Origin of the sequence: Bradyrhizobium monzae, assembly GCF_021458635.1 — a bacterium.
GTDB lineage: Bacteria > Pseudomonadota > Alphaproteobacteria > Rhizobiales > Xanthobacteraceae > Bradyrhizobium.
In genome coordinates this window covers 95251-113570 of sequence record NZ_JAIRDQ010000008.1, presented here as the reverse complement: position 1 = coordinate 113570, position 18320 = coordinate 95251, and the positions used below count along the sequence as shown (strand labels likewise).

Genomic DNA, 18320 nt, shown 5'->3' with positions numbered 1-18320 from the left:
GTCAGACCTTCGGTCCCGCCTTCTCGTCACCGGGAAGCGGATAGTCCGCCCCTTCCCACGGCGAGAGGAAATCGAACTTGCGGAATTCCTGGTTGAGCCGGACCGGCTCGTACACCACGCGCTTCTCCTGGTCGTCGTAGCGGACCTCGAGGAAACCGGTGGTCGGAAAGTCCTTGCGCAGCGGATGGCCCTCGAAACCGTAATCGGTCAGAAGCCGCCGCATATCGGGGTGGCCGACGAAGAACACGCCGTAGAGGTCGTAGGCCTCGCGCTCGAACCAGTCGGCGCCGGGGAACACCTCGATCAGCGACGGCACCTGCGTGGTCTCGTCGGCCTGAGCCTTGAGCCGGATCCGCGTGTTCAGGGTCGGTGACAGGAAGTGATAGATGACGTCGAAGCGCTTTTCGCGCGACGGATAGTCCGCAGCCGTGATGTCGGTGAAGCTGATGAAGCGGCAGTTGGGATCGTCGCGGAGGTACTTGACCACCTCGACGATCTTGCTGGCCTCGACATCAACCGTGAGCTGGTTGAAGGCCACCGAATGGCCGATGGCGGCGCCCGGAAGCGCGCTCACGATCGTCTGCCCCAGGGCGTCGAGCTTGGCGTCGTCCATGACGTAAAACCTTAGCGTTCGATGGTGCCGGTGCGGCGGATCTTCTTCTGCAGCAGCAGCACGCCGTAGAGCAGCGCTTCCGCCGTGGGCGGGCAGCCCGGCACGTAGATGTCGATCGGCACGATGCGGTCGCAGCCGCGCACGACCGAGTAGGAATAGTGATAATAGCCGCCGCCATTGGCGCAGGAGCCCATCGAGATGACGTAGCGCGGCTCGGGCATCTGGTCGTAGACCTTGCGCAAAGCCGGCGCCATCTTGTTGGTCAGCGTGCCCGCGACGATCATCACGTCGGACTGGCGCGGCGAGGCACGCGGCGCGAAGCCGAAGCGCTCGACGTCGTAGCGCGGCATCGACACCTGCATCATCTCGACCGCGCAGCAGGCGAGACCGAAGGTCATCCACATCAGCGAGCCGGTACGGGCCCAGGTGATGAGATCGTCGGTCGCGGCCACGAAGAAGCCCTTGTCGGACAGCTCGTGGTTGACCTCGAGGAAGAACGGATCATTGGCCCCGACCGGCCGGCCGGTCGACGGATCCAGAATGCCCTTGGGAGCCGGCGCGATCGCCGGGCCAGCGGACGACACAGGGTTCAATCCCATTCGAGTGCGCCTTTCTTCCATTCATAGGCGAAGCCCACCGTCAGCACGGCGAGGAACACCAGCATGGACCAGAAGCCGGTCGCGCCAAGCTTGCCGAACGCCACTGCCCAGGGGAACAGGAACGCCACCTCGAGGTCGAAGATGATGAAGAGGATGGCGACCAGATAGAAGCGGACGTCGAACTTCATGCGCGCGTCGTCGAAGGCGTTGAAACCGCACTCATACGCCGACAGCTTTTCCGGATCGGGCTGCTGAAACGCCACGATGAAGGGCGCGATCAGCAACACCAGGCCGATGAGGGCCGCTACCCCTATAAAGACGACGAGTGGAAGATAGTTCTCTAGAATGCCGCTCATTGACGAGCCTCTTTTCCCGCAGCCTCGGGACAGCCACGGATTCGTCCGATTTGGAATTATTCTGAGCCTTAGCGCAGTGCACCAATGGGCGCAAGACACGCTCTTTTTAGGCCCTTTGCTGCTCCCAGACCGGTGAAAATCCCGGAATCACCCCGCGGCTGGTATGGAGCAGATCGCCGAACCCGACAAGGGCGGCCATAGTTTTGCAGGGTAGCAGGTCTGAGATTGCGGCGCACGGGCCGCGCCGGCTATTTGCCGCGCTTTGTCGGCAAAAATGGCCCGGCCTTTTGGCTGCGGCGGCGCACCCAAACCCAGGCAACGACCGCGATCGGCGCCCCGACTGTCACCCAGGCGACATACTGCCCGACTGTTCCCCACAGCAACGCAGCCATCAGACCTGTAATGGTCGCGGTGGCTAGCAGACCAGGTGCAGCAAAGACACGTATCCACAGGCGCGCGCGGTCAGAGGAGCCATGCATCACGACGGGACCGGGGCTCGTCTGGCGAATGCGTCGGCTTTGGCAGGAGCCCGCTTGCGCCGCCGCGCCACCCAGAGATAGAGGCCGCTGCCGATCACAACGATAGTGAGCCCGTCGAGCGCGGCCCAGATCATTTTCAGCGGCATCCCGCCATAATCGCCGAAATGCAGCGGCTGCGAGATCAGGAGCGCCTGGAGATAGAGCGGCAGCGCGCGGGCATCGGCGACCTCCCCGGTTTCGCCGTCGAGCAGCACGGGCTTCAGCAACCGCGCCGTCAGGACCGTGTCGCCGCGCATGAAGGCGGCGAAATGGTGCGAGGATGTGAACGGCGTGCCCGGGAATGCGATGAAGGCGACCTCCATGCCCGGTGCCGCCTGCTTCGCGCGCGCGACGACATCGTCGAGCGAGGCGAGATGCATAGGCGGCGGCTTGCCGGCATAGGGCGCGACCATGCTGGCGAGCTCGGTCGCCTTCCACTGGTTGAGCATCAGCTCGGCCCAGGTGTTGACGACGCCGGTCAAGCCCACCACCAGCGCCCAGGCCACCGTCACCGCGCCGATCAGATTGTGCCAGTCGAGCCAGCGGACGCGGCGCGCGGCACTGTCACGGATGGTGGCAAAGCGCTGGCGGCGGGTGAACGGCCAGTACAGCACCACGCCGGAGACGATGGCGACCGCAAACAGCAACCCCATCGCGCCGAGAAACAGCTTTCCGGTTTGGCCTGCGAACATGTCGGTGTGCAGCTTGAGCACGATCAGCATCGGCCCGACGCCGACCGGCCCGAGCAGCTTGGCCGAAACGGCGTCGAAGGCACGCACGGTCGTGCCGTCGGGCGCAGCGTCAGGGGCGCTGTTGGTGAAGGCCGTCACCAGTCCGGGCTCGTCCTTGTCCCAGGACACATATTGCAGGACGCGGCCGGGATCGGCGGCGAGCGCGGCGTCGGCGACGACTTGGGGCGTCGCGCGCGCCGCGCTCGCATGAGCTTCGGGCTGGGGGGCGTAGCCCAGGAGCTCATCGATCTCGTGATGGAAGATCAGCGGCAGACCGGTCAGGCAGAGCAACAACAGGAACAAGGTCGAGACCAGGCTGGTCCAGGTGTGGACCACGGACCAGAGCCTGACCGTGCGCGCCTTCACAAAACCCTCCCCTCGCCGATCCCTACCATTCGCCTCACCATTTGTAGGAGACGCTGGCGGTGACGCGGCGACGGTCGCCGTAGAAGCAGGACGACGCCGAAGCGCAACTCGCGACGTAGATCTTGTCGGTCAGATTGAGCACGTTGATGGCGGTGCGCCAGTTCTGCCATTCGTAGTGGACCGCGAGATCGCCGAGCACCACCGCGGGAACCTCGAGCGTATTGGCGGCGTCGGCCCAGGACGAGCCGACATAACGCACGCCCCCGCCAAACCCGAATCCCTCCAGCGGCCCGTCCTTGAAGGTGTAGTCAGCCCAGCCCGAGATCAGCATCTCCGGCGTGTTGGTCGGCGTCTTGCCGATCAGGGACTGATCGAGGTCCTTGCTGGTGAAGAGATGATACGACGTGAAGGCACCGATCAGCTTCAGCTCCTTGGTGGCGTTGGCCACCGCCTCGAGCTCGATGCCGCGCGAGGTCACCTCGCCGGTCTGATTCTGCAGGAAATTGCCGGCTGCGTCGGCGGTGACCGCGGTTGTCGGCACGTTCTGCCGCTTCAAATCGAACAGCGACGCGGTGAAATAGCCGTCAAATCCCTTCGGCGCGACCTTCACGCCGATTTCGGCCTGCTGGCCGGTCTCCGGCAGGAATAGCTGGTTCGACGCATTGAGGCCGATGATCGGATTGTAGCTCGTCGCGTAGGAGACGTAGGGCGCGATGCCATTGTCGAAATTGTAGATCAGCCCGGCCCGCCCACTGAACCTGCTGTCATCACGTTGGGCAATATTTGCGCCGGTGTCGCGGGCGGCTTGCGTCGTCGCGACCCAGTCATTGCGACCACTCAGCACCAGCGTGAAGTTGCCAAGCTTCATCTGGTCCTGAATGTAGGTGCCGGCCTGCTTCTGCGTGAGCAGGAAGTTGCGGAACGGCGCGCCCGTCAGCGGAATGTCGAGGCCATAGGCAGGATTGAACACGTTGATCGGCGGCACCGTGCCGAAGTTGAACGCCTGATAGTCGTCGATCTGATAGCCCTTCAGATCGATCCCGAACAGCATCGTGTGCTTCACCGGACCGGTGTTGAAGCGGTACTCAAGCTGGTTGTCGAGATTGGCCTGATTGGCGGTGTTCTTCGCATACCAGTTGTAGCGGCCCATCGTGGCCGTGTTGATATTATCCCAGCCGTTGCCGACGAAACCGCGATAGGTCAGGTCGATATGCGCGAACCGCGCATTCTGGCGGAACGTGAGGTCGTCGGTGAGATTGCGCTCGAACTGATAGCCGAGCATTTCCTGCTCGCGCGTGAACTTGTCGACGTTGGGATCGCCGACGAAGAAGCTGGTCGGGATCTTGCCGAACGGGGCGTTGGTCACCGTGCCCTGATAGGGCAGGAAGTTGATGCCGCGGGTGTCCTGCTTCGAAGCCGAAGCCAGCACGGTGAAGGTGGTGTCGGCGTCCGGCTTCCAGGTGAAGGACGGCGCGATGAAGTAATTGTTGTCCGGCGTGAAGTTGACCTGCGTGTTGCCGTTCTGGACCTGGCCGACGACGCGGTAGAACAGCTTGCCGTCCTGTTTGCCATCTCGGGGCTGCGTCGCGACGGGACCGCCGACATCGAAGCCGACATAGGCGTTGCCGAAATTGTTGACACCGGTCTCGATATAGCGGACCGGCTCGGTCGGCGGCATCTTGCTGATGACGTTGACGATGCCGCTCGGGCTCGATCCGCCATAGAGCACGGCCGACGGACCGCGCAGCACCTCGACGCGCTCCATGTTCGGCGGCTGCAGCTTCCAGCTCGCATAGGACGTGTAGAACAGCTGCATGCCGTCGAGGAACAGCCCGACGTCGTCGGACTTGAAGCCGCGGATCAGCCACCAATCGTTGCGGGTGTCGGCGCCAAAGGTGCCGGCGCGCACGCCGGCGGTGTAGCGCAGGACTTCGTCGAGCTTGTTCGGCTTCTGGTCGCGGATCTGCTCGGCCCCGATCACCGACACCGACTGCGGCGTCTCCATGATCGGCGTGTTGGTCTTGGTGCCGGACGAGCTGCGATGAGCGACGTAGCCCTGCACCGGGCCGCGCGGCGTCTCGACAACGCCGACGTTGCGCTGCGGCCGAGGTGTCCGGCTGTTGGCTGTTTGCACGGGGCCCTGCGTCCGGCGCGGTGCGCGAACCGCTGCGCGGCGGCGCTGCTCAGGTGCAGCCACATTCACCGGCGGCAGGCTCTGCGCGCCGCTTTGCGCGGACGATTGTGCGAGCGATGGCCGCGGCATCAAAACCAAAACGGACGCGGTCGCCAAGATGGCCGACCGCAGCATACGAAGACTGTTCAACGCGCCACCCCAACATGTGTGTCTGATGCGTCATGCCGTTGTTCCCCCAACGGCACGCGTTTCAGGCGACGCTTATGTGAGAGAGCGCGGTTTCCCTAATTGAAAGGCTCTTAGAACATCTCTTAGAGAGGCTCTTAGAAGCACTCGAATATTTCCGCGAGATTGCTGCGCGATCAACGCGAAACCTTCTCGGCTTCGAGCATCGCTTCCGCAGTCGCGGTGAGACGATCGATCTGCGCGAGCAATGTCTCCAACTCGTCCTTGCTCAATTGCTCGAGCAGCATCCGGTTGCGCTCCTGGGCCCCCTCGACGATCGCATCATGCGCGGAGAGCCCCGCAGGCGTCAGCGACACCAACACCTCGCGGCTGTCTTTCGGATTTGCCGACTTCGCGATCAGCTTGCGCGAGACCAACTCGGCCAACGCACGGCTGATCTGGCCCTTGTCCTGGCCGACGGCTTCGGCGAGCCGGGCGACGCTCATCGGCGGTCGCCGGCCGAGCGAGGCAACCAGACCGAACTCGACCGAGGACAACCCGGCGAGGCGCTTGTAGCGCAGGATGGCACCGCGCTTGAGCAGGTTGGCGAGCACCATCAGCCGCGATGACAGCATGACGGTGATCGGCGCCGGCGAGTGGTTGTCGTCCGTTTCGGACGATTCGCGCCCGTCCGTGCTCGATGTCTGGCTCATGGTTCACCTCTGCCAAGAAAGCCAGGACGTGCCAAGCCTTGGTAGCGCAACCTCCCCAACCTGATCCAAATGCAATTATAGAGGCACTCAGGAAGATCGTTGACATTGTCATCGAATTATTTTTCACTGGGTCAACACAAGGCGACCCGGCCATCAAGGTCAGCGGCGGGAGGAACAAGCATGACGATCACCCAGCGGGATCGCGATCTCGGCACGGCCTATGCGATGAAGCCGGCGCATACGCGCACCGAGCTCACCTCGGTCGTGCGCGGCACGCCGATGGGCGAATTGCTGCGCCGCTATTGGCATCCGGTCGGCTTGACCAGCGACGCCACCGACACGCCGAAGAAAGTGCGCGCGCTCGGCGAGGATTTGATCCTGTTTCGCGACAAGCATGGTCGCGTCGGCCTCCTCCACGCCCGCTGCTGCCACCGCGGCACGACGCTCTATTATGGCAAGGTCGAAGAGGACGGCATCCGCTGCTGCTATCACGGCTGGAAGTTCGACACCGAGGGCCATTGCCTGGAACAGCCCTGCGAGCCCGACGGCGGCCAGTTCAAGGACAAGGTGCGGCAGCCCTGGTATCCGGTCGAGGAGCGCTACGGGTTGATCTTCGCCTATATGGGCCCGGCCGAAAAACGCCCGGTGCTGCCGCGCTACGAGTGCCTCGAAAACATGGACGACGGTGAGTTCGTCGAGGCCGACGATTCCTCGATCGGCGGCGGCGGGCCTGCGGTCATCCCCTGCAACTGGCTGCAGCATTTCGAGAACGTGGTCGATCCCTACCACGTGCCGGTGCTGCACGGCTCGTTCTCGGGGCCGCAGTTCACCAACATGATGGCCTCGATGCCGGAGGTGAAGTTCGACAAGACACCCCGCGGCATCGCCGTGCGCTCGATCCGCAAGCAGGATGACGGCCGCGTGTTTTACCGTGTCACTGAAGCAGCCCTCCCCACTCTGCGCGTCGTGCCAAACCCGCGCGTGGCGCAGTTCGCTCGCGTCGAATCGATCGGCTGGACGCTGCCGATCGACGACACCTCGTTCCGCATCTACGTCGCCGGCCGCGTCAAGAATTCCGGCGACATCGGTCGCATGCGCTCGAAGTTCAACGGAAAATTCTGGTGGGACATGACGGAGCAGGAGCACCAGCAATTCCCCGGCGATTACGAGGCCCAAGTCGGCCAAGGTCCGGTGACGGTGCATTCCGAGGAGCATTTCGGCCAGAGCGATCGCGGCATCCTGTTGATCCGGCGCATGCTGGGCGACCAGCTCGAAGCGATGGAAGCGGGCCGCGACCCCATTGGTGTCTCATTCGACGCTAGCGCGCCGCTGGTCGAGTTCGAAGCGGGGAACTACATTCGCGAGGGGTAGAGCCTCGTCCGATATGATCGGACGAGGCTCATAAAGATAACAAAGACAAATTGGGGGAAGCGATGGTCGATGTGACATCACAGGTGCCGGTGCAAACGGCCGCCGCGGAGAAGCCCACGGCGCGGCGCTATTATGTGCTGGGCCTGCTCACGATCATCTACGCGCTGAACTTCCTCGACCGCACGATCTTCAACGTCCTGATCGAGCCGATCAAGAAGGAGTTTTCGCTCAGCGACACCATGATGGGCCTGCTCGCGGGCTTCGGCTTCGCGCTGTTCTATTCCCTGCTCGGCATTCCCATCGCGCGCGTCGCCGACCGGCTCAACCGCCGCAACATCGTGGCGCTTGCGTTTGCATTCTGGAGCGCGATGACGGCGCTGTGCGGCATGGCCTCGAGCGTCACCGCGCTGGCCTTTGCGAGGATCGGCGTCGGCATCGGCGAATCCGCCGGCTCCCCCGCCTCGCAGTCGATCGTCGCCGATCTCTTTGCCAAGAACGAGCGCCCGCGCGCGCTCGGCATCTACGCCATCGGCACCTATCTCGGCGTCTTCCTCGGCTATTTCGTCGGTGGCTATGTCAACCAGCACTATGGCTGGCGGATGGCTTTCTATGTCGCGGGCGTGCCGGGCATACTGCTGGCGCTGATCCTGTGGCTGACGATCTCGGAGCCGAAGCGCGGCGCGATGCAGGAAACCTTCGTGCCCGAGCCGCTCGGGCCGACGCTGCGCTTCCTCGCCTCCCAGCAAAGCTTCATGATTGTGCTGATCGGCTTCTGCCTCACCACCTACACGAACTATGCGACGGCGGCCTGGATCCCGCCGTTCCTGGCGCGCGTGCACCATCTGTCGAGCGCCGAGATCGGCACCTATGCCGGCACATTCAAGGGGCTCGCCGGCATGGCCGGCACCCTGCTCGGCGGCTTCGTGGTTGCCAATATCAGCCGCCGCGACGACCGCTGGAAGCTGTGGGCGCCGGCGATCACCTCGGGCCTCGCCGGTCCCGTCTTTGCGCTCTGCATGCTGACGCACGACTTTGCGATGATGGTCGCGCTGCTGGCGCTGACCTCGTTCCTGGTCGGCTTCCATCTCGGGCCGATCTTTGCGATCGCGCAGACGGTGGCGAAGCCCAGCATGCGCGCGCTCGCCTCCGCACTGATCGCGCTCACCGCAACCTGCTTCGGCCAGGGCGTCGGCCCGCTCGCGGTCGGTGTGGTCAACGACGCGCTGAAGGGCAGCTACGGCGCCGACGCCGTGCGCTATTCCCTGCTCTCGGCAGCGGTCACGACTACGCTCGGCGCCCTGCTGTTCGTCTGGGCGGCGCGCACCATCCGCGCCGACATCAAGCGGGCGAGTTAGCTCGCTCAGGCGCCCATGAAGGCGAGCATGTCCGCAATCAGCCGCTCGCTGTGCGTCAGCGGCAGCGGATGCGGCGCGCCTTCGTAGACAATCAGCTTGCTGCCCTTGATCAGCTTCGCGGTCTTGGCGCCCGTCAATGGCAGCGGCGCGCTGGCATCCTTGTCGCCATGGAGGATCAGCGTCGGCCGATCGATCCTGGCGGCAGCGGCGCGCAGATCGGCGAACGCGATGGCCTTGCGGCACGCCAGCGCCACCGGGAGCGGCACGCTCAGCATCATCTCGCGGATCCAGGTCCGCGTGATCTCGGGCGTGTCCGGGGTGAAGAACGGCGCTTCGTTCGCCGCGATCCATTTTGCGAAGTCGCGTGCGACGGCCGAATTGTCAGCCTCAATCATCGCCTTCGGAACCGCATCCGGATTGTCCTCGGTCTTGAGCAGGAACGGCGTCGTCGGCGCGACCAGCACCAGCCTTGCGATCCGGTCCGATCCGTATCGGCCGAGATAGTTCACCGCCTCAGCCGTTCCCATCGAGAAGCCAACCAGCGTGATGTCGCGCAGGTCGCGCGCCTCGATCACGGCAGCGACGTCGTCGGTCAGCGTGTCCAGATCGTAGCCCGACGACGGCATCTCGGACCGGCCATGCCCGCGCCTGTCAGGCGCAATGCAGCGGAAGCCTTTTGCGTCGAGCGCTGCAATCTGGCTGCCCCAGCTGCTGGCATCGAAGGTCCAGGCCGACAGCAGCAGCACAGGATGCCCGCTGCCCCAATCCTGCACGAACAGTTTCGTGCCATCCCTTGCGGTCACATAGGGCGATCGCGCGTGCTCGGCTGCGGCCACCGGCGCGGTGCCGCCCGACGCCCCAAAGGCGGTTCCAAGCAACGTGGCTTCGAGGACGGTTCGACGGTTCATCGTGCTTCTCCCTTGCCGGATCGCTCGGCCCATCGGTCGCGGCCGATGGAAGCGATCATGGCAAGGCGGGATCGCCTCCGCGATTACGCGGCAGGTAAGAGCCCATCCGGCGCGCGCGCAGCGGCCCCTCAGCCGTTCCATGGCGAAACCCGCCAAATGGCCGGATGAAACCATTTTACGGAACCCGCGAAACGATCCGGAAACAGATGCTCCTTAAGACATCAGCCTACAGACGGCGCCAAAGCCCGTCGGGAGGCTTTCGATGAACCACTCAATTCACTCTGCAGATCGGGGTACCCACCTGAAGATCGTGGTGGTGGCGCTGGTGGCCGGCATCGCAGTGGCCGCCTTCGGGATCGCAGCCCGCACCAACGCCGACTATAGCCAGACCGCGCAGTCCACCCACGTGATCAAGGCCGGCAAGCCGGTGGCGATCACGAGCTCGGGCACCTCGACGGTCCGCTGATTGCGGGAAAAAGGGTCCGGTTTGAGACGCAATGGCCGCCTTGGGGCGGCCTTTTGCTTTTGGCCAATCTCTGAAGGGTTCAGGCCAAGCGGTTGAATCAACCGGCCTGTGCCGCGCGGCCGCGCTCCTTCCGTAATCGCGAGCGGGTCCGCAAAGAAATAGTCGATGGTCTTCAGGCCCGCGTCGGCCGGCGCCCCCAAGCCGAGAGCTGGATCAGCGCGGGCTTGCGCGAGAACATCCCGAGCCGGTAGCGATAAGCTCCCGCCCCGCGCCAACAGGCGTTTGCGCTCCATCAACGCAACGTCCTTGACTTCACCATGTCCCCCCTTTAAGTCCCCCCTCGTTCCGCGCGGACACATACGCGTCACGCGGGAGTAGCTCAGTTGGTTAGAGCGCCGGCCTGTCACGCCGGAGGTCGCGGGTTCGAGCCCCGTCTCTCGCGCCATTTTATGGCAATATCTTCAAAAACTTAGCCGACCATCCTCAGCCTGATTGACGACGCCCGAGTCGCTTCTCGCGCCTTGCAGGCGTCCGCGGCAGGCGGGAACGCGTGGATTTGCCTGACAATCACGCAAAAATCCCGCCTCCGCTGGCCGGCATAGTCAGTCCCATCCCGAATCGTCTAGGCCTTCCGGAACTTGGCAGTTTGGGAGCCCGGCAGGCTTCCGCGCGACACCCGAGGAGGCCAGACATGGCGAAGAAGGCAGCTGCTCCAGCCACGATCACGCTCAAGCACCTCGCGGCCGACATCGCGGAAAGCCAGGACCTTTCGAAGAAGCACGCCGAGGCCGTTCTGACCGATGTGGTCGAGCTGATCACCAAGCACCTCAAGAAGGGCGACCGCGTCCGCATCGTCGGGCTCGGCATCCTCCAGGTCCGCAAGCGCGCCGCCCGCACCGGCCGCAATCCCGCCACCGGGGAGCCGATCCACATCAAGGCCAGCAAGAAGGTCGCATTCCGTCCGGTCAAGGAACTGAAAGAGGCGATCTGAGGCTACTTTTCGTTAAGCCTGATCCGCTCTCGTTCCGGCCGCAACGTGGCCTGCTTTTCTGATATACTGCCCGCTCCCCCCCAAAGACCCGGCGGTTTGACCAGACATGTCCCTGACCTTCGCGCATACCGTGACCGAGCGCTTCCTGCGCTACGTCACCATCGACACCCAGTCCGATCCGAATTCCCCGGCCTCGCCGTCGACCGAGAAGCAGAAGGATCTCGGCCGTGTTCTCGTCACCGAACTGAAGGCCATCGGCATCACGGACGCCCATCTCGACGATTACGGCTACGTCTACGGCACGATCCCGGCCAACACCGACAAAAAGGTGCCGGTGATCTGCTTCTGCTCGCACATGGACACCTCGCCCGACGTGACCGGCAAGGATGTGAAGCCGCAAATCGTGAAGAACTATCGCGGCGGCGACATCACCCTCCCGGGCGACACCAGCCAGGTGATCCGCTTCGCCGAGCATCCCGCGCTGAAGAACCAGATCGGCAACGACATCATCACCACCGACGGCACCACGCTGCTCGGGGCCGACAACAAGGCCGGCGTCGCCGAGATCATGGATGCCGCGCATTTCTTCATCAACAACCCCGATGTGAAGCACGGCACCATCAAGATCCTGTTCACGCCGGATGAAGAGATCGGCCGCGGCGTCGACAATGTCGACATCAAGAAGCTGGGCGCCGAGTTCGGCTACACCATGGACGGCGAAAGCGCGGGCTCTGTCGAGGACGAAACGTTCTCGGCCGACGGTGCCACCATCACCATCACGGGCGTCAGCGCCCATCCCGGCTATGCCAAGGGCAAGATGGAGCACGCGATCAAGATCGCGGCCGCCATCGTCGAGCGTCTGCCCAAGGAAGGCTGTTCTCCCGAGACGACGTCGGGCAAGCAAGGTTTTCTGCATCCGGTCGGCATCGAAGGCGCGCTGGAACAGGCGACGCTCTCCTTCATCGTGCGCGACTTCACCGAGGAAGGGCTGAAGGAGAAGGAGGTCCTGCTCGAGGGCATCGTCAAGGACGTGATGAAGGATTTTCCGCGCTCGACCTACAGGTTCGAGGTCCGCGAGCAATACCGCAACATGAAGCAGGTGATCGACCGTCACCCGCACATCCTCGAATACGCCATCGAGGCGATCCGCCGCGCCGGCCTGCGTCCGATGCGTACCGCGATCCGCGGCGGCACCGACGGCTCACGCCTCTCCTTCATGGGTCTGCCCTGCCCCAACATTTTCGCAGGCGAGCACGCCTTCCATTCGCGTCTGGAATGGGTGAGCCGGCAGGACATGGAGAAGGCGGTGCAGACCATCGTGCACCTCGCCATGATCTGGGAGGAGAAGGCGTAAGGTGGCTGGCGTCAACGACTTGAGTCCTGGGTATCTTGAGTCCTGGGGATAGAGATTGCGAGCTGGCCAAATCGTGATAGCGGGCCAGTTTGCGGGTTACGCCGTGACGTGCGACAAGGGCGCATGCTCCTGAGACGGTTCATCAATGCTGTCGTCATGCTGTTGGTCGCGTCCGGGCTTCTGCTCGCGCCGCTGGCGGCCCCTGTGATGGCCAGATCTGCTTCGGAGGCCGCTCATCATCGCGATATGCCGGTGATGCCTCACGACACCGCGGCGATGTCCGGCGACATCCAGACCATGTCGGATGACACGCAGGCCATGGCTGACGACATGCCCTGTTGTCCCGGCCAAACCGGGATCAATGATTGCGGGTCCTGCCCGTTCGTGGCGCTGTGCCTGTTGAGCGTCTCTCTCCCTGCCCCGTCCGGTGCCATTTCGTTGATCGAGCGTCACGCCCGGCGAAATTCGCGTGCGCTGAGCGACGATCTTCTGATCGACGGGCTCGGCGCCAGGCCGCCCGACCATCCACCTCGAACTCCGGTCTGACCGGCGCTTACGCGCCTGATCAGCGTGCATGTCGGTCCCGACGCGCACGTCGTTGCCTGTCGTCGCGCTGAGCGCCTGCCATGGCGTGCGGACAAGACGGCACCATCAGACCATCGAGGAATTGAAATCATGAAGATGTCCAACGTCGCGCGCGCCGCCATGGCCGCGCTGATCGCCATCGCGTTCGCGGGTATCGCTCGCGCCGAAATCAAGAATTACGAATTCCAGCTGCTTCAGCCGACCGTGAAGGCCGGCGCCGATCGCATCCTGACGGTGCGGCTGGTCGACAAGACCTCCGGCAAGACTGTGCCCGACGCGGTGATCATCGCCAGCCGGCTCGACATGACGCCGGACGGCATGCCGGAGATGGCCACCAAGGTCTCGCCGATGCCAGGCACCGAGCCCGGCACCTACCTCTTCAAGGCCACATTCGGCATGGCCGGGCGCTGGCAGCTTTCGCTTGGCGCCAAGGTGCAGGGCCAAACCGGCACGGTCGAGAACAAGCTCGTCGTCACGGCCGAGCAATGACCCGCAACCGCATCATCGGCACTGCCGCTGCGATCATCGCTGCGGCAGGCACCGCGCTGTGCGTCGGTCATCCACATCCGACGCACAACCTCATCGCATCCGTGGCGAACGCAGCGGAGATGCCTGCTCCGCTGTATTATCAGGATCCGGACGGCAAGCCGTTCTATTCGCCGACGCCAAAAAAGACGGAGGACGGTCGCGACTATGTCGCGGTGCCGGCGGCCACCGATGCGCCCGACCAGCCCCCAGCGATGAACGCGGCCAATCCCAAGGGCGAGCACAAGGTCAAATATTATCGCAACCCGATGGGGTTGCCCGACACCTCGCCGACGCCGAAGAAGGACTCGATGGGGATGGATTACATTCCCGTCTACGAGGGCGACGACACTGACGACGGCTCGGTGAAGCTCTCGCCGGGCAAGATCCAGCGCACTGGCGTCAAATCCGAGCCCGCCGAGCTGCGCCGCATCCTCGCCCTGGTCCGCGCGCCCGGCACCATCCAGCTCGACGAACGCCGCGTCTCGGTTGTCGCGATGCGTACCGAAAGCTTTGTGCAGAAGGTTGCAGACGTCACTACCGGCAGCCGCGTGACCAAAGGCCAGCAGCTGATGGAGATCTACAGCTCCGCGATATCGTCCGCAGCAGCCGAATATCTCGCGACCATTACCTCGAAGACGACGGCCAGCATCGAGCCCTATGGCCGCGGTTCGCGGCAGCGCCTGGTCAATCTCGACGTTCCCGAGCCCGTCATTGCCGAGATGGAGAAAAGCCATACGGCCCCGGTCACCATCCAATGGTCGTCCCCGCGCGACGGCATCGTGCTCCAGCGCAATGCGATCGAGGGCATGCGCGCACAGCCCGGCGACGTGCTGTTTCGCATCGCTGATATCGCGCTGGTGTGGGCCACCGTCGACGTTGCCGAACGCGACCTTGGCAGCATCGCCGTCGGCCAGCCCGCGAAGCTGCGGGCGCGCAGCTATCCTGACCGGGAGTTCGAAGGCCGGATCAGCGTCATCTATCCCCAGGTGAACAGGGAAACGCGCACCGCTCGCGTGCGGATCGAGCTCGCCAACCCCGACTCTGCGCTGCTTCCCGACATGTATGTCGATGCCAGGATCGATACCGGCGATCCGGCATCGGTCGTCGCGGTTACTGAGAGCGCAGTGCTCGACACCGGCAGCCGGCAGGCCGTCCTCGTCGACAAGGGCCAGGGCCGCTTCGAGCCGCGCGAGGTCAAGCTCGGCCGGCGTGGCGGCGGCTATGTCGAAATCCGAGACGGTCTTGCCGAGGGCGAGGCGGTCGTCACCTCCGCCAACTTCCTGATCGATGCGGAGAGCAATTTGAAGGCAGCCCTCAAAAGCTTTGCTGAACCCGCCGCCACGCAGGACGGCGACAAGGCGATGGGGGCCAAGCCATGATCGCGCGCATCATCGCCTGGTCGGCCCGCAACCTGCTGCTGGTGCTGTTCGGCGCCGGATTTGCCGCCGCGGCCGGGCTCTATGCCCTGCTGCATTTGCCGCTCGACGCGATCCCGGATCTCTCCGACACCCAGGTCATCGTCTACACCGAATATCAGGGACAGGCGCCCCAGGTGATCGAAGACCAGGTCACCTACCCCCTCACCACCGCCATGCTGACGGTGCCGAAATCGAAGGTGGTGCGCGGCTTCTCCTTCTTCGGGGTCTCCTTCGTTTACGTCATCTTCGAGGACGGCACCGACATCTACTGGGCCCGCTCGCGCGTGCTTGAATTCCTCAATGGCGCCGCCGCACGGCTGCCCGCCGGCGTCACGCCCACGATCGGCCCGGACGCCACCGGCGTCGGATGGGTCTACCAATACGCCGTGATGTCCAGGGAGCTGAACCTTGCGGAGACCCGGACGATCCAGGACTGGAACCTGAAGTTCGCGCTCGCGAAGGCGGAAGGCGTGGCCGAGGTCGCCAGCGTCGGCGGCTTCGTCAGGCAGTACAATGTCATCCTCGATCCGCAGCGCATGCGCGATCTCGGCATCACCATGCAAAAGATGCGCGACGCCATCCGTGCCAGCAATGCCGATGTCGGCGGCCGCACCGTCGAGCTTTCCGAATTCGAATATGTCATCCGCGGCAAGGGCTATCTGAGGAACATCGACGACCTCGGCAACATCGTGCTGAAGGCCGACAACGGCACGCCGGTCAAGCTGCACGACGTCGCCCGCGTCGAGCTCGGGCCCGACGAGCGGCGCGGCATTGCCGAACTCAATGGCGAAGGCGAAGTGGCAAGCGGAATCGTGCTCCAGCGCTTCGGCGTGAACGCGCTCGATGTGATCGAGAACGTCAAGAAGCGGTTCAAGGAGATCGCGAGCAGCCTGCCGAAATCGGTCGAGATCGTTCCAGTCTACGACCGCTCGAACCTGATTTACGCCGCGATCGATACGCTCCGGCACACGCTGCTCGAGGAGAGCATCGTGGTGGCGCTCGTCTGCATCGTGTTCCTGCTGCATGTCCGCAGCGCGCTGGTCGCCATCCTGATGCTTCCTGTCGCCGTACTGATGGCCTTTGGCGCGATGAAGCTGCTCGGGATCGGCTCCAACATCATGAGTCTCGGCGGCATCGCGATCGCGATCGGCGCCATGATCGACGCCGCAATCGTCATGATTGAGAACGCACACAAGCATCTCGAGCGCGCCGAGCCCGGCCGTTCGCGGGTGGAGATCCTGATCGAGGCCGCAGCCGAGGTCGGCCCTGCCCTGTTCTTCAGCCTCCTGGTCGTCACTGTGTCGTTCATGCCGATCTTCACGCTGGAATCGCAGGAGGGGCGGCTGTTCAGCCCGCTCGCCTTCACCAAGACTTTTGCCATGGCGGCAGCCGCGCTGCTGTCGGTCACGCTGGTGCCGGCGCTGATGGTGATCTTCGTGCGCGGCAGGATCATCCCGGAGCACAAGAACCCGATCAACCGCGCCCTCATCTGGATCTACCGCCCGGTCATCGCTGCGGTGCTGCGGGCCAGGATCATGGTGATCCTGCTCGCGCTCGGCGTGCTCGCCGCCTCGGTCTGGCCGGCTGGGCGGCTCGGCACCGAGTTCATGCCGAACCTGAATGAAGGCACCCTGCTCTACATGCCGACGACGCTGCCCGGCATTTCCGTGACCAAGGCCGCCGAGCTGATGCAGACGCAGGACCGCATCATCCGGTCGTTCCCTGAAGTCTCATCTGTGTATGGCAAGGCCGGCCGCGCCGCGACCGCAACCGACCCGGCCCCATCGGAGATGTTCGAGACCATCGTCAATCTCAAGCCGAAGGAAGAGTGGCGCGCGGGCGTGACGGTCGACAGCCTGATCGCCGAAATGGACAAGTCGCTGCAATTTCCCGGTGTTTCCAATGCCTGGACCATGCCGATCAAGGCGCGCATCGACATGCTCTCGACCGGCATCCGCACACCCGTTGGCGTCAAGGTCATGGGCACGGATCTCGCCGGGATCGACAAGCTCGCAAAGCAGGTCGAGCAGGTGCTGAAGGCCGTGCCGGGCACCTCCTCGGCCTATGCCGAGCGTGGCCTCGGCGGCTACTACCTCGAAATCACGCCGGACCGCGAGGCGCTGTCACGCTACGGCATCATGATCCAGGACGTGCAGGACACGATCGCGACCGCGCTGGGCGGCCAGACCGTGACCACGACCGTGGAGGGCCGGCAGCGCTTCACCGTCAACATGCGCTATCCGCGCGACCTCCGCGACAATCCCAAGGCAATCGCTGGCGACGTCCTGGTGCCGATGCCGTCGGGCGGAGCCGTCCCGCTCGGCGAGGTCGCAAGCGTGACGCCGGCGCGCGGACCGACCTCGATCCGCACCGAGAACGGTCAGCTCGCCACCTACATCTATGTCGACATCCGCGACCGCGATCTCGGGGGCTACGTTGCAGACGCGCAGCGCGCGGTGCAGGCAAGCATTCAGTTCCCACCGGGCTACTATGTGGTCTGGAGCGGGCAATACGAATATCTGGAGCGCGCCGCCGCACGGCTGAAGATCGTGGTGCCGGTGACGTTGCTGATCATCTTCCTGCTGCTCTATCTCAACTTCCGCTCGGTCACCGAGACCACGATCGTCATGCTGTCGCTGCCTTTTGCCCTCGTCGGCGGCCTCTGGCTGATGTGGTGGCTTGGCTTCAACCTATCGGTTGCGGTTGCGGTCGGCTTCATCGCGCTCGCAGGCGTAGCGGCAGAAACGGGCGTGGTGATGCTGATCTATCTCAACCAGGCCCTCGCTGAAGCCAACGCGCGCTGCGCACGCGCCGGCCGCGCCCTCAGCCGCGACGACCTCAACGCCGCCATCATGGAAGGCGCCGTCGAACGCGTCCGCCCGAAGATGATGACCGTGGTTGCGATCATGACCGGCCTGCTGCCGATCATGTGGAGCACAGGCACGGGTTCGGAGATCATGCAGCGCATCGCCCTGCCGATGATCGGCGGCATGATCTCCTCGACCTTGCTGACGCTGATCGTGATCCCCGCGATCTTCGGGCTCGTGAAGGGGTTTGGGCTGGGGGTGAGCAGGGACACTGCCGTGCCGAGGCTTCGCGGGGCTGCAGAATGAACTCGCAGTCCCTGCTAATTGGCCTGCTGCCGTCGC

The 18320-nt window shown here is 64.2% G+C and carries 16 protein-coding genes and 1 tRNA gene; 10 read left to right on the top strand and 7 right to left on the bottom strand.

Going from position 1 to position 18320, the window contains the following annotated elements:
• Position 1: 1 nt before the first annotated feature.
• The 6 genes from K3F49_RS26680 to K3F49_RS26655 form a co-directional block, all read right to left on the bottom strand.
• Positions 2-613 (bottom strand): NADH-quinone oxidoreductase subunit C, encoded by a 612-nt coding sequence (locus K3F49_RS26680; protein ID WP_234683891.1) that lies wholly within the window; start codon positions 611-613, stop codon positions 2-4.
• 11 nt (positions 614-624) lie between these two features.
• Positions 625-1212, bottom strand: coding sequence for a NuoB/complex I 20 kDa subunit family protein (locus tag K3F49_RS26675; RefSeq protein WP_234683890.1), 588 nt, complete (start codon positions 1210-1212; stop codon positions 625-627).
• Positions 1203-1568, bottom strand: coding sequence for an NADH-quinone oxidoreductase subunit A (locus K3F49_RS26670; protein WP_234683889.1), 366 nt, complete (start codon positions 1566-1568; stop codon positions 1203-1205). The genes K3F49_RS26675 and K3F49_RS26670 overlap by 10 nt, the downstream gene beginning before the upstream one ends.
• A 478-nt stretch (positions 1569-2046) precedes the next feature.
• Positions 2047-3183, bottom strand: a complete 1137-nt coding sequence (locus K3F49_RS26665) for a PepSY-associated TM helix domain-containing protein (RefSeq protein WP_234683888.1) — start codon at positions 3181-3183, stop codon at positions 2047-2049.
• 34 nt (positions 3184-3217) lie between these two features.
• Entirely contained in the window at positions 3218-5491 is a 2274-nt protein-coding gene (locus tag K3F49_RS26660; RefSeq protein ID WP_234684098.1) for a TonB-dependent siderophore receptor, read from the bottom strand.
• A gap of 188 nt (positions 5492-5679) precedes the next feature.
• Positions 5680-6195: a MarR family winged helix-turn-helix transcriptional regulator gene (locus tag K3F49_RS26655; RefSeq protein ID WP_234683887.1), complete on the bottom strand. Its 516-nt coding sequence runs from the start codon at positions 6193-6195 to the stop codon at positions 5680-5682.
• A gap of 180 nt (positions 6196-6375) precedes the next feature.
• On the opposite strand from K3F49_RS26655, the gene K3F49_RS26650 reads away from it, so the two are divergent.
• Together K3F49_RS26650 and K3F49_RS26645 are read left to right on the top strand one after the other, a co-directional pair.
• Positions 6376-7566: an aromatic ring-hydroxylating dioxygenase subunit alpha gene (locus tag K3F49_RS26650; protein WP_234683886.1), complete on the top strand. Its 1191-nt coding sequence runs from the start codon at positions 6376-6378 to the stop codon at positions 7564-7566.
• Between the two features lie 62 nt (positions 7567-7628).
• The gene (locus tag K3F49_RS26645; RefSeq protein WP_234683885.1) at positions 7629-8921 is read left to right on the top strand and encodes a spinster family MFS transporter; all 1293 of its coding nucleotides are present in this window, start codon (positions 7629-7631) and stop codon (positions 8919-8921) included.
• 5 nt (positions 8922-8926) lie between these two features.
• On the opposite strand, the gene K3F49_RS26640 is transcribed toward K3F49_RS26645, so the two are convergent.
• The gene (locus tag K3F49_RS26640; RefSeq protein ID WP_234683884.1) at positions 8927-9829 is read right to left on the bottom strand and encodes an alpha/beta fold hydrolase; all 903 of its coding nucleotides are present in this window, start codon (positions 9827-9829) and stop codon (positions 8927-8929) included.
• Between the two features lie 262 nt (positions 9830-10091).
• Here K3F49_RS26640 and K3F49_RS26635 point away from each other — a divergent pair, with 262 nt between their 5' ends.
• The 8 genes from K3F49_RS26635 (at position 10092) to K3F49_RS26600 (ending at position 18284) form a co-directional block, all read left to right on the top strand.
• A complete protein-coding gene (locus K3F49_RS26635) occupies positions 10092-10295 on the top strand; it encodes a hypothetical protein (protein WP_148773714.1) in 204 nt (67 codons plus the stop codon).
• Between the two features lie 368 nt (positions 10296-10663).
• Positions 10664-10740, top strand: a tRNA-Asp gene (locus K3F49_RS26630).
• 246 nt (positions 10741-10986) lie between these two features.
• A complete protein-coding gene (locus K3F49_RS26625) occupies positions 10987-11286 on the top strand; it encodes an HU family DNA-binding protein (RefSeq protein WP_234683883.1) in 300 nt (99 codons plus the stop codon).
• 106 nt (positions 11287-11392) lie between these two features.
• A complete protein-coding gene (gene pepT / locus K3F49_RS26620; protein WP_234683882.1) occupies positions 11393-12640 on the top strand; it encodes a peptidase T in 1248 nt (415 codons plus the stop codon).
• Positions 12641-12763: 123 nt separating this feature from the next.
• Positions 12764-13186 (top strand): hypothetical protein, encoded by a 423-nt coding sequence (locus K3F49_RS26615; RefSeq protein ID WP_234683881.1) that lies wholly within the window; start codon positions 12764-12766, stop codon positions 13184-13186.
• 129 nt (positions 13187-13315) lie between these two features.
• Positions 13316-13714, top strand: a complete 399-nt coding sequence (locus tag K3F49_RS26610) for a FixH family protein (RefSeq protein WP_234683880.1) — start codon at positions 13316-13318, stop codon at positions 13712-13714.
• Entirely contained in the window at positions 13711-15132 is a 1422-nt protein-coding gene (locus K3F49_RS26605; RefSeq protein ID WP_234683879.1) for an efflux RND transporter periplasmic adaptor subunit, read from the top strand. The genes K3F49_RS26610 and K3F49_RS26605 overlap by 4 nt, the downstream gene beginning before the upstream one ends.
• On the top strand, positions 15129-18284 hold the full coding sequence (locus K3F49_RS26600; RefSeq protein WP_234683878.1) for an efflux RND transporter permease subunit: 3156 nt from the start codon (positions 15129-15131) through the stop codon (positions 18282-18284). The genes K3F49_RS26605 and K3F49_RS26600 overlap by 4 nt, the downstream gene beginning before the upstream one ends.
• The last annotated feature ends 36 nt before the right edge of the window (positions 18285-18320 follow it).

Bases quoted from the DNA above. Each gene is read 5' to 3' on its own strand.
- K3F49_RS26645 (WP_234683885.1), top strand. From the start codon at position 7,629: ATGGTCGATGTGACATCACAGGTGCCGGTGCAAACGGCCGCCGCGGAG.
- K3F49_RS26605 (WP_234683879.1), top strand. From the start codon at position 13,711: ATGACCCGCAACCGCATCATCGGCACTGCCGCTGCGATCATCGCTGCG.
- K3F49_RS26655 (WP_234683887.1), bottom strand. From the start codon at position 6,195: ATGAGCCAGACATCGAGCACGGACGGGCGCGAATCGTCCGAAACGGAC.
- K3F49_RS26625 (WP_234683883.1), top strand. From the start codon at position 10,987: ATGGCGAAGAAGGCAGCTGCTCCAGCCACGATCACGCTCAAGCACCTC.
- K3F49_RS26680 (WP_234683891.1), bottom strand. From the start codon at position 613: ATGGACGACGCCAAGCTCGACGCCCTGGGGCAGACGATCGTGAGCGCG.
- K3F49_RS26615 (WP_234683881.1), top strand. From the start codon at position 12,764: ATGCTCCTGAGACGGTTCATCAATGCTGTCGTCATGCTGTTGGTCGCG.
- K3F49_RS26640 (WP_234683884.1), bottom strand. From the start codon at position 9,829: ATGAACCGTCGAACCGTCCTCGAAGCCACGTTGCTTGGAACCGCCTTT.
- K3F49_RS26675 (WP_234683890.1), bottom strand. From the start codon at position 1,212: ATGGGATTGAACCCTGTGTCGTCCGCTGGCCCGGCGATCGCGCCGGCT.
- K3F49_RS26670 (WP_234683889.1), bottom strand. From the start codon at position 1,568: ATGAGCGGCATTCTAGAGAACTATCTTCCACTCGTCGTCTTTATAGGG.
- K3F49_RS26600 (WP_234683878.1), top strand. From the start codon at position 15,129: ATGATCGCGCGCATCATCGCCTGGTCGGCCCGCAACCTGCTGCTGGTG.
- K3F49_RS26660 (WP_234684098.1), bottom strand. From the start codon at position 5,491: ATGCTGCGGTCGGCCATCTTGGCGACCGCGTCCGTTTTGGTTTTGATG.
- K3F49_RS26635 (WP_148773714.1), top strand. From the start codon at position 10,092: ATGAACCACTCAATTCACTCTGCAGATCGGGGTACCCACCTGAAGATC.
- pepT (WP_234683882.1), top strand. From the start codon at position 11,393: ATGTCCCTGACCTTCGCGCATACCGTGACCGAGCGCTTCCTGCGCTAC.
- K3F49_RS26610 (WP_234683880.1), top strand. From the start codon at position 13,316: ATGAAGATGTCCAACGTCGCGCGCGCCGCCATGGCCGCGCTGATCGCC.
- K3F49_RS26650 (WP_234683886.1), top strand. From the start codon at position 6,376: ATGACGATCACCCAGCGGGATCGCGATCTCGGCACGGCCTATGCGATG.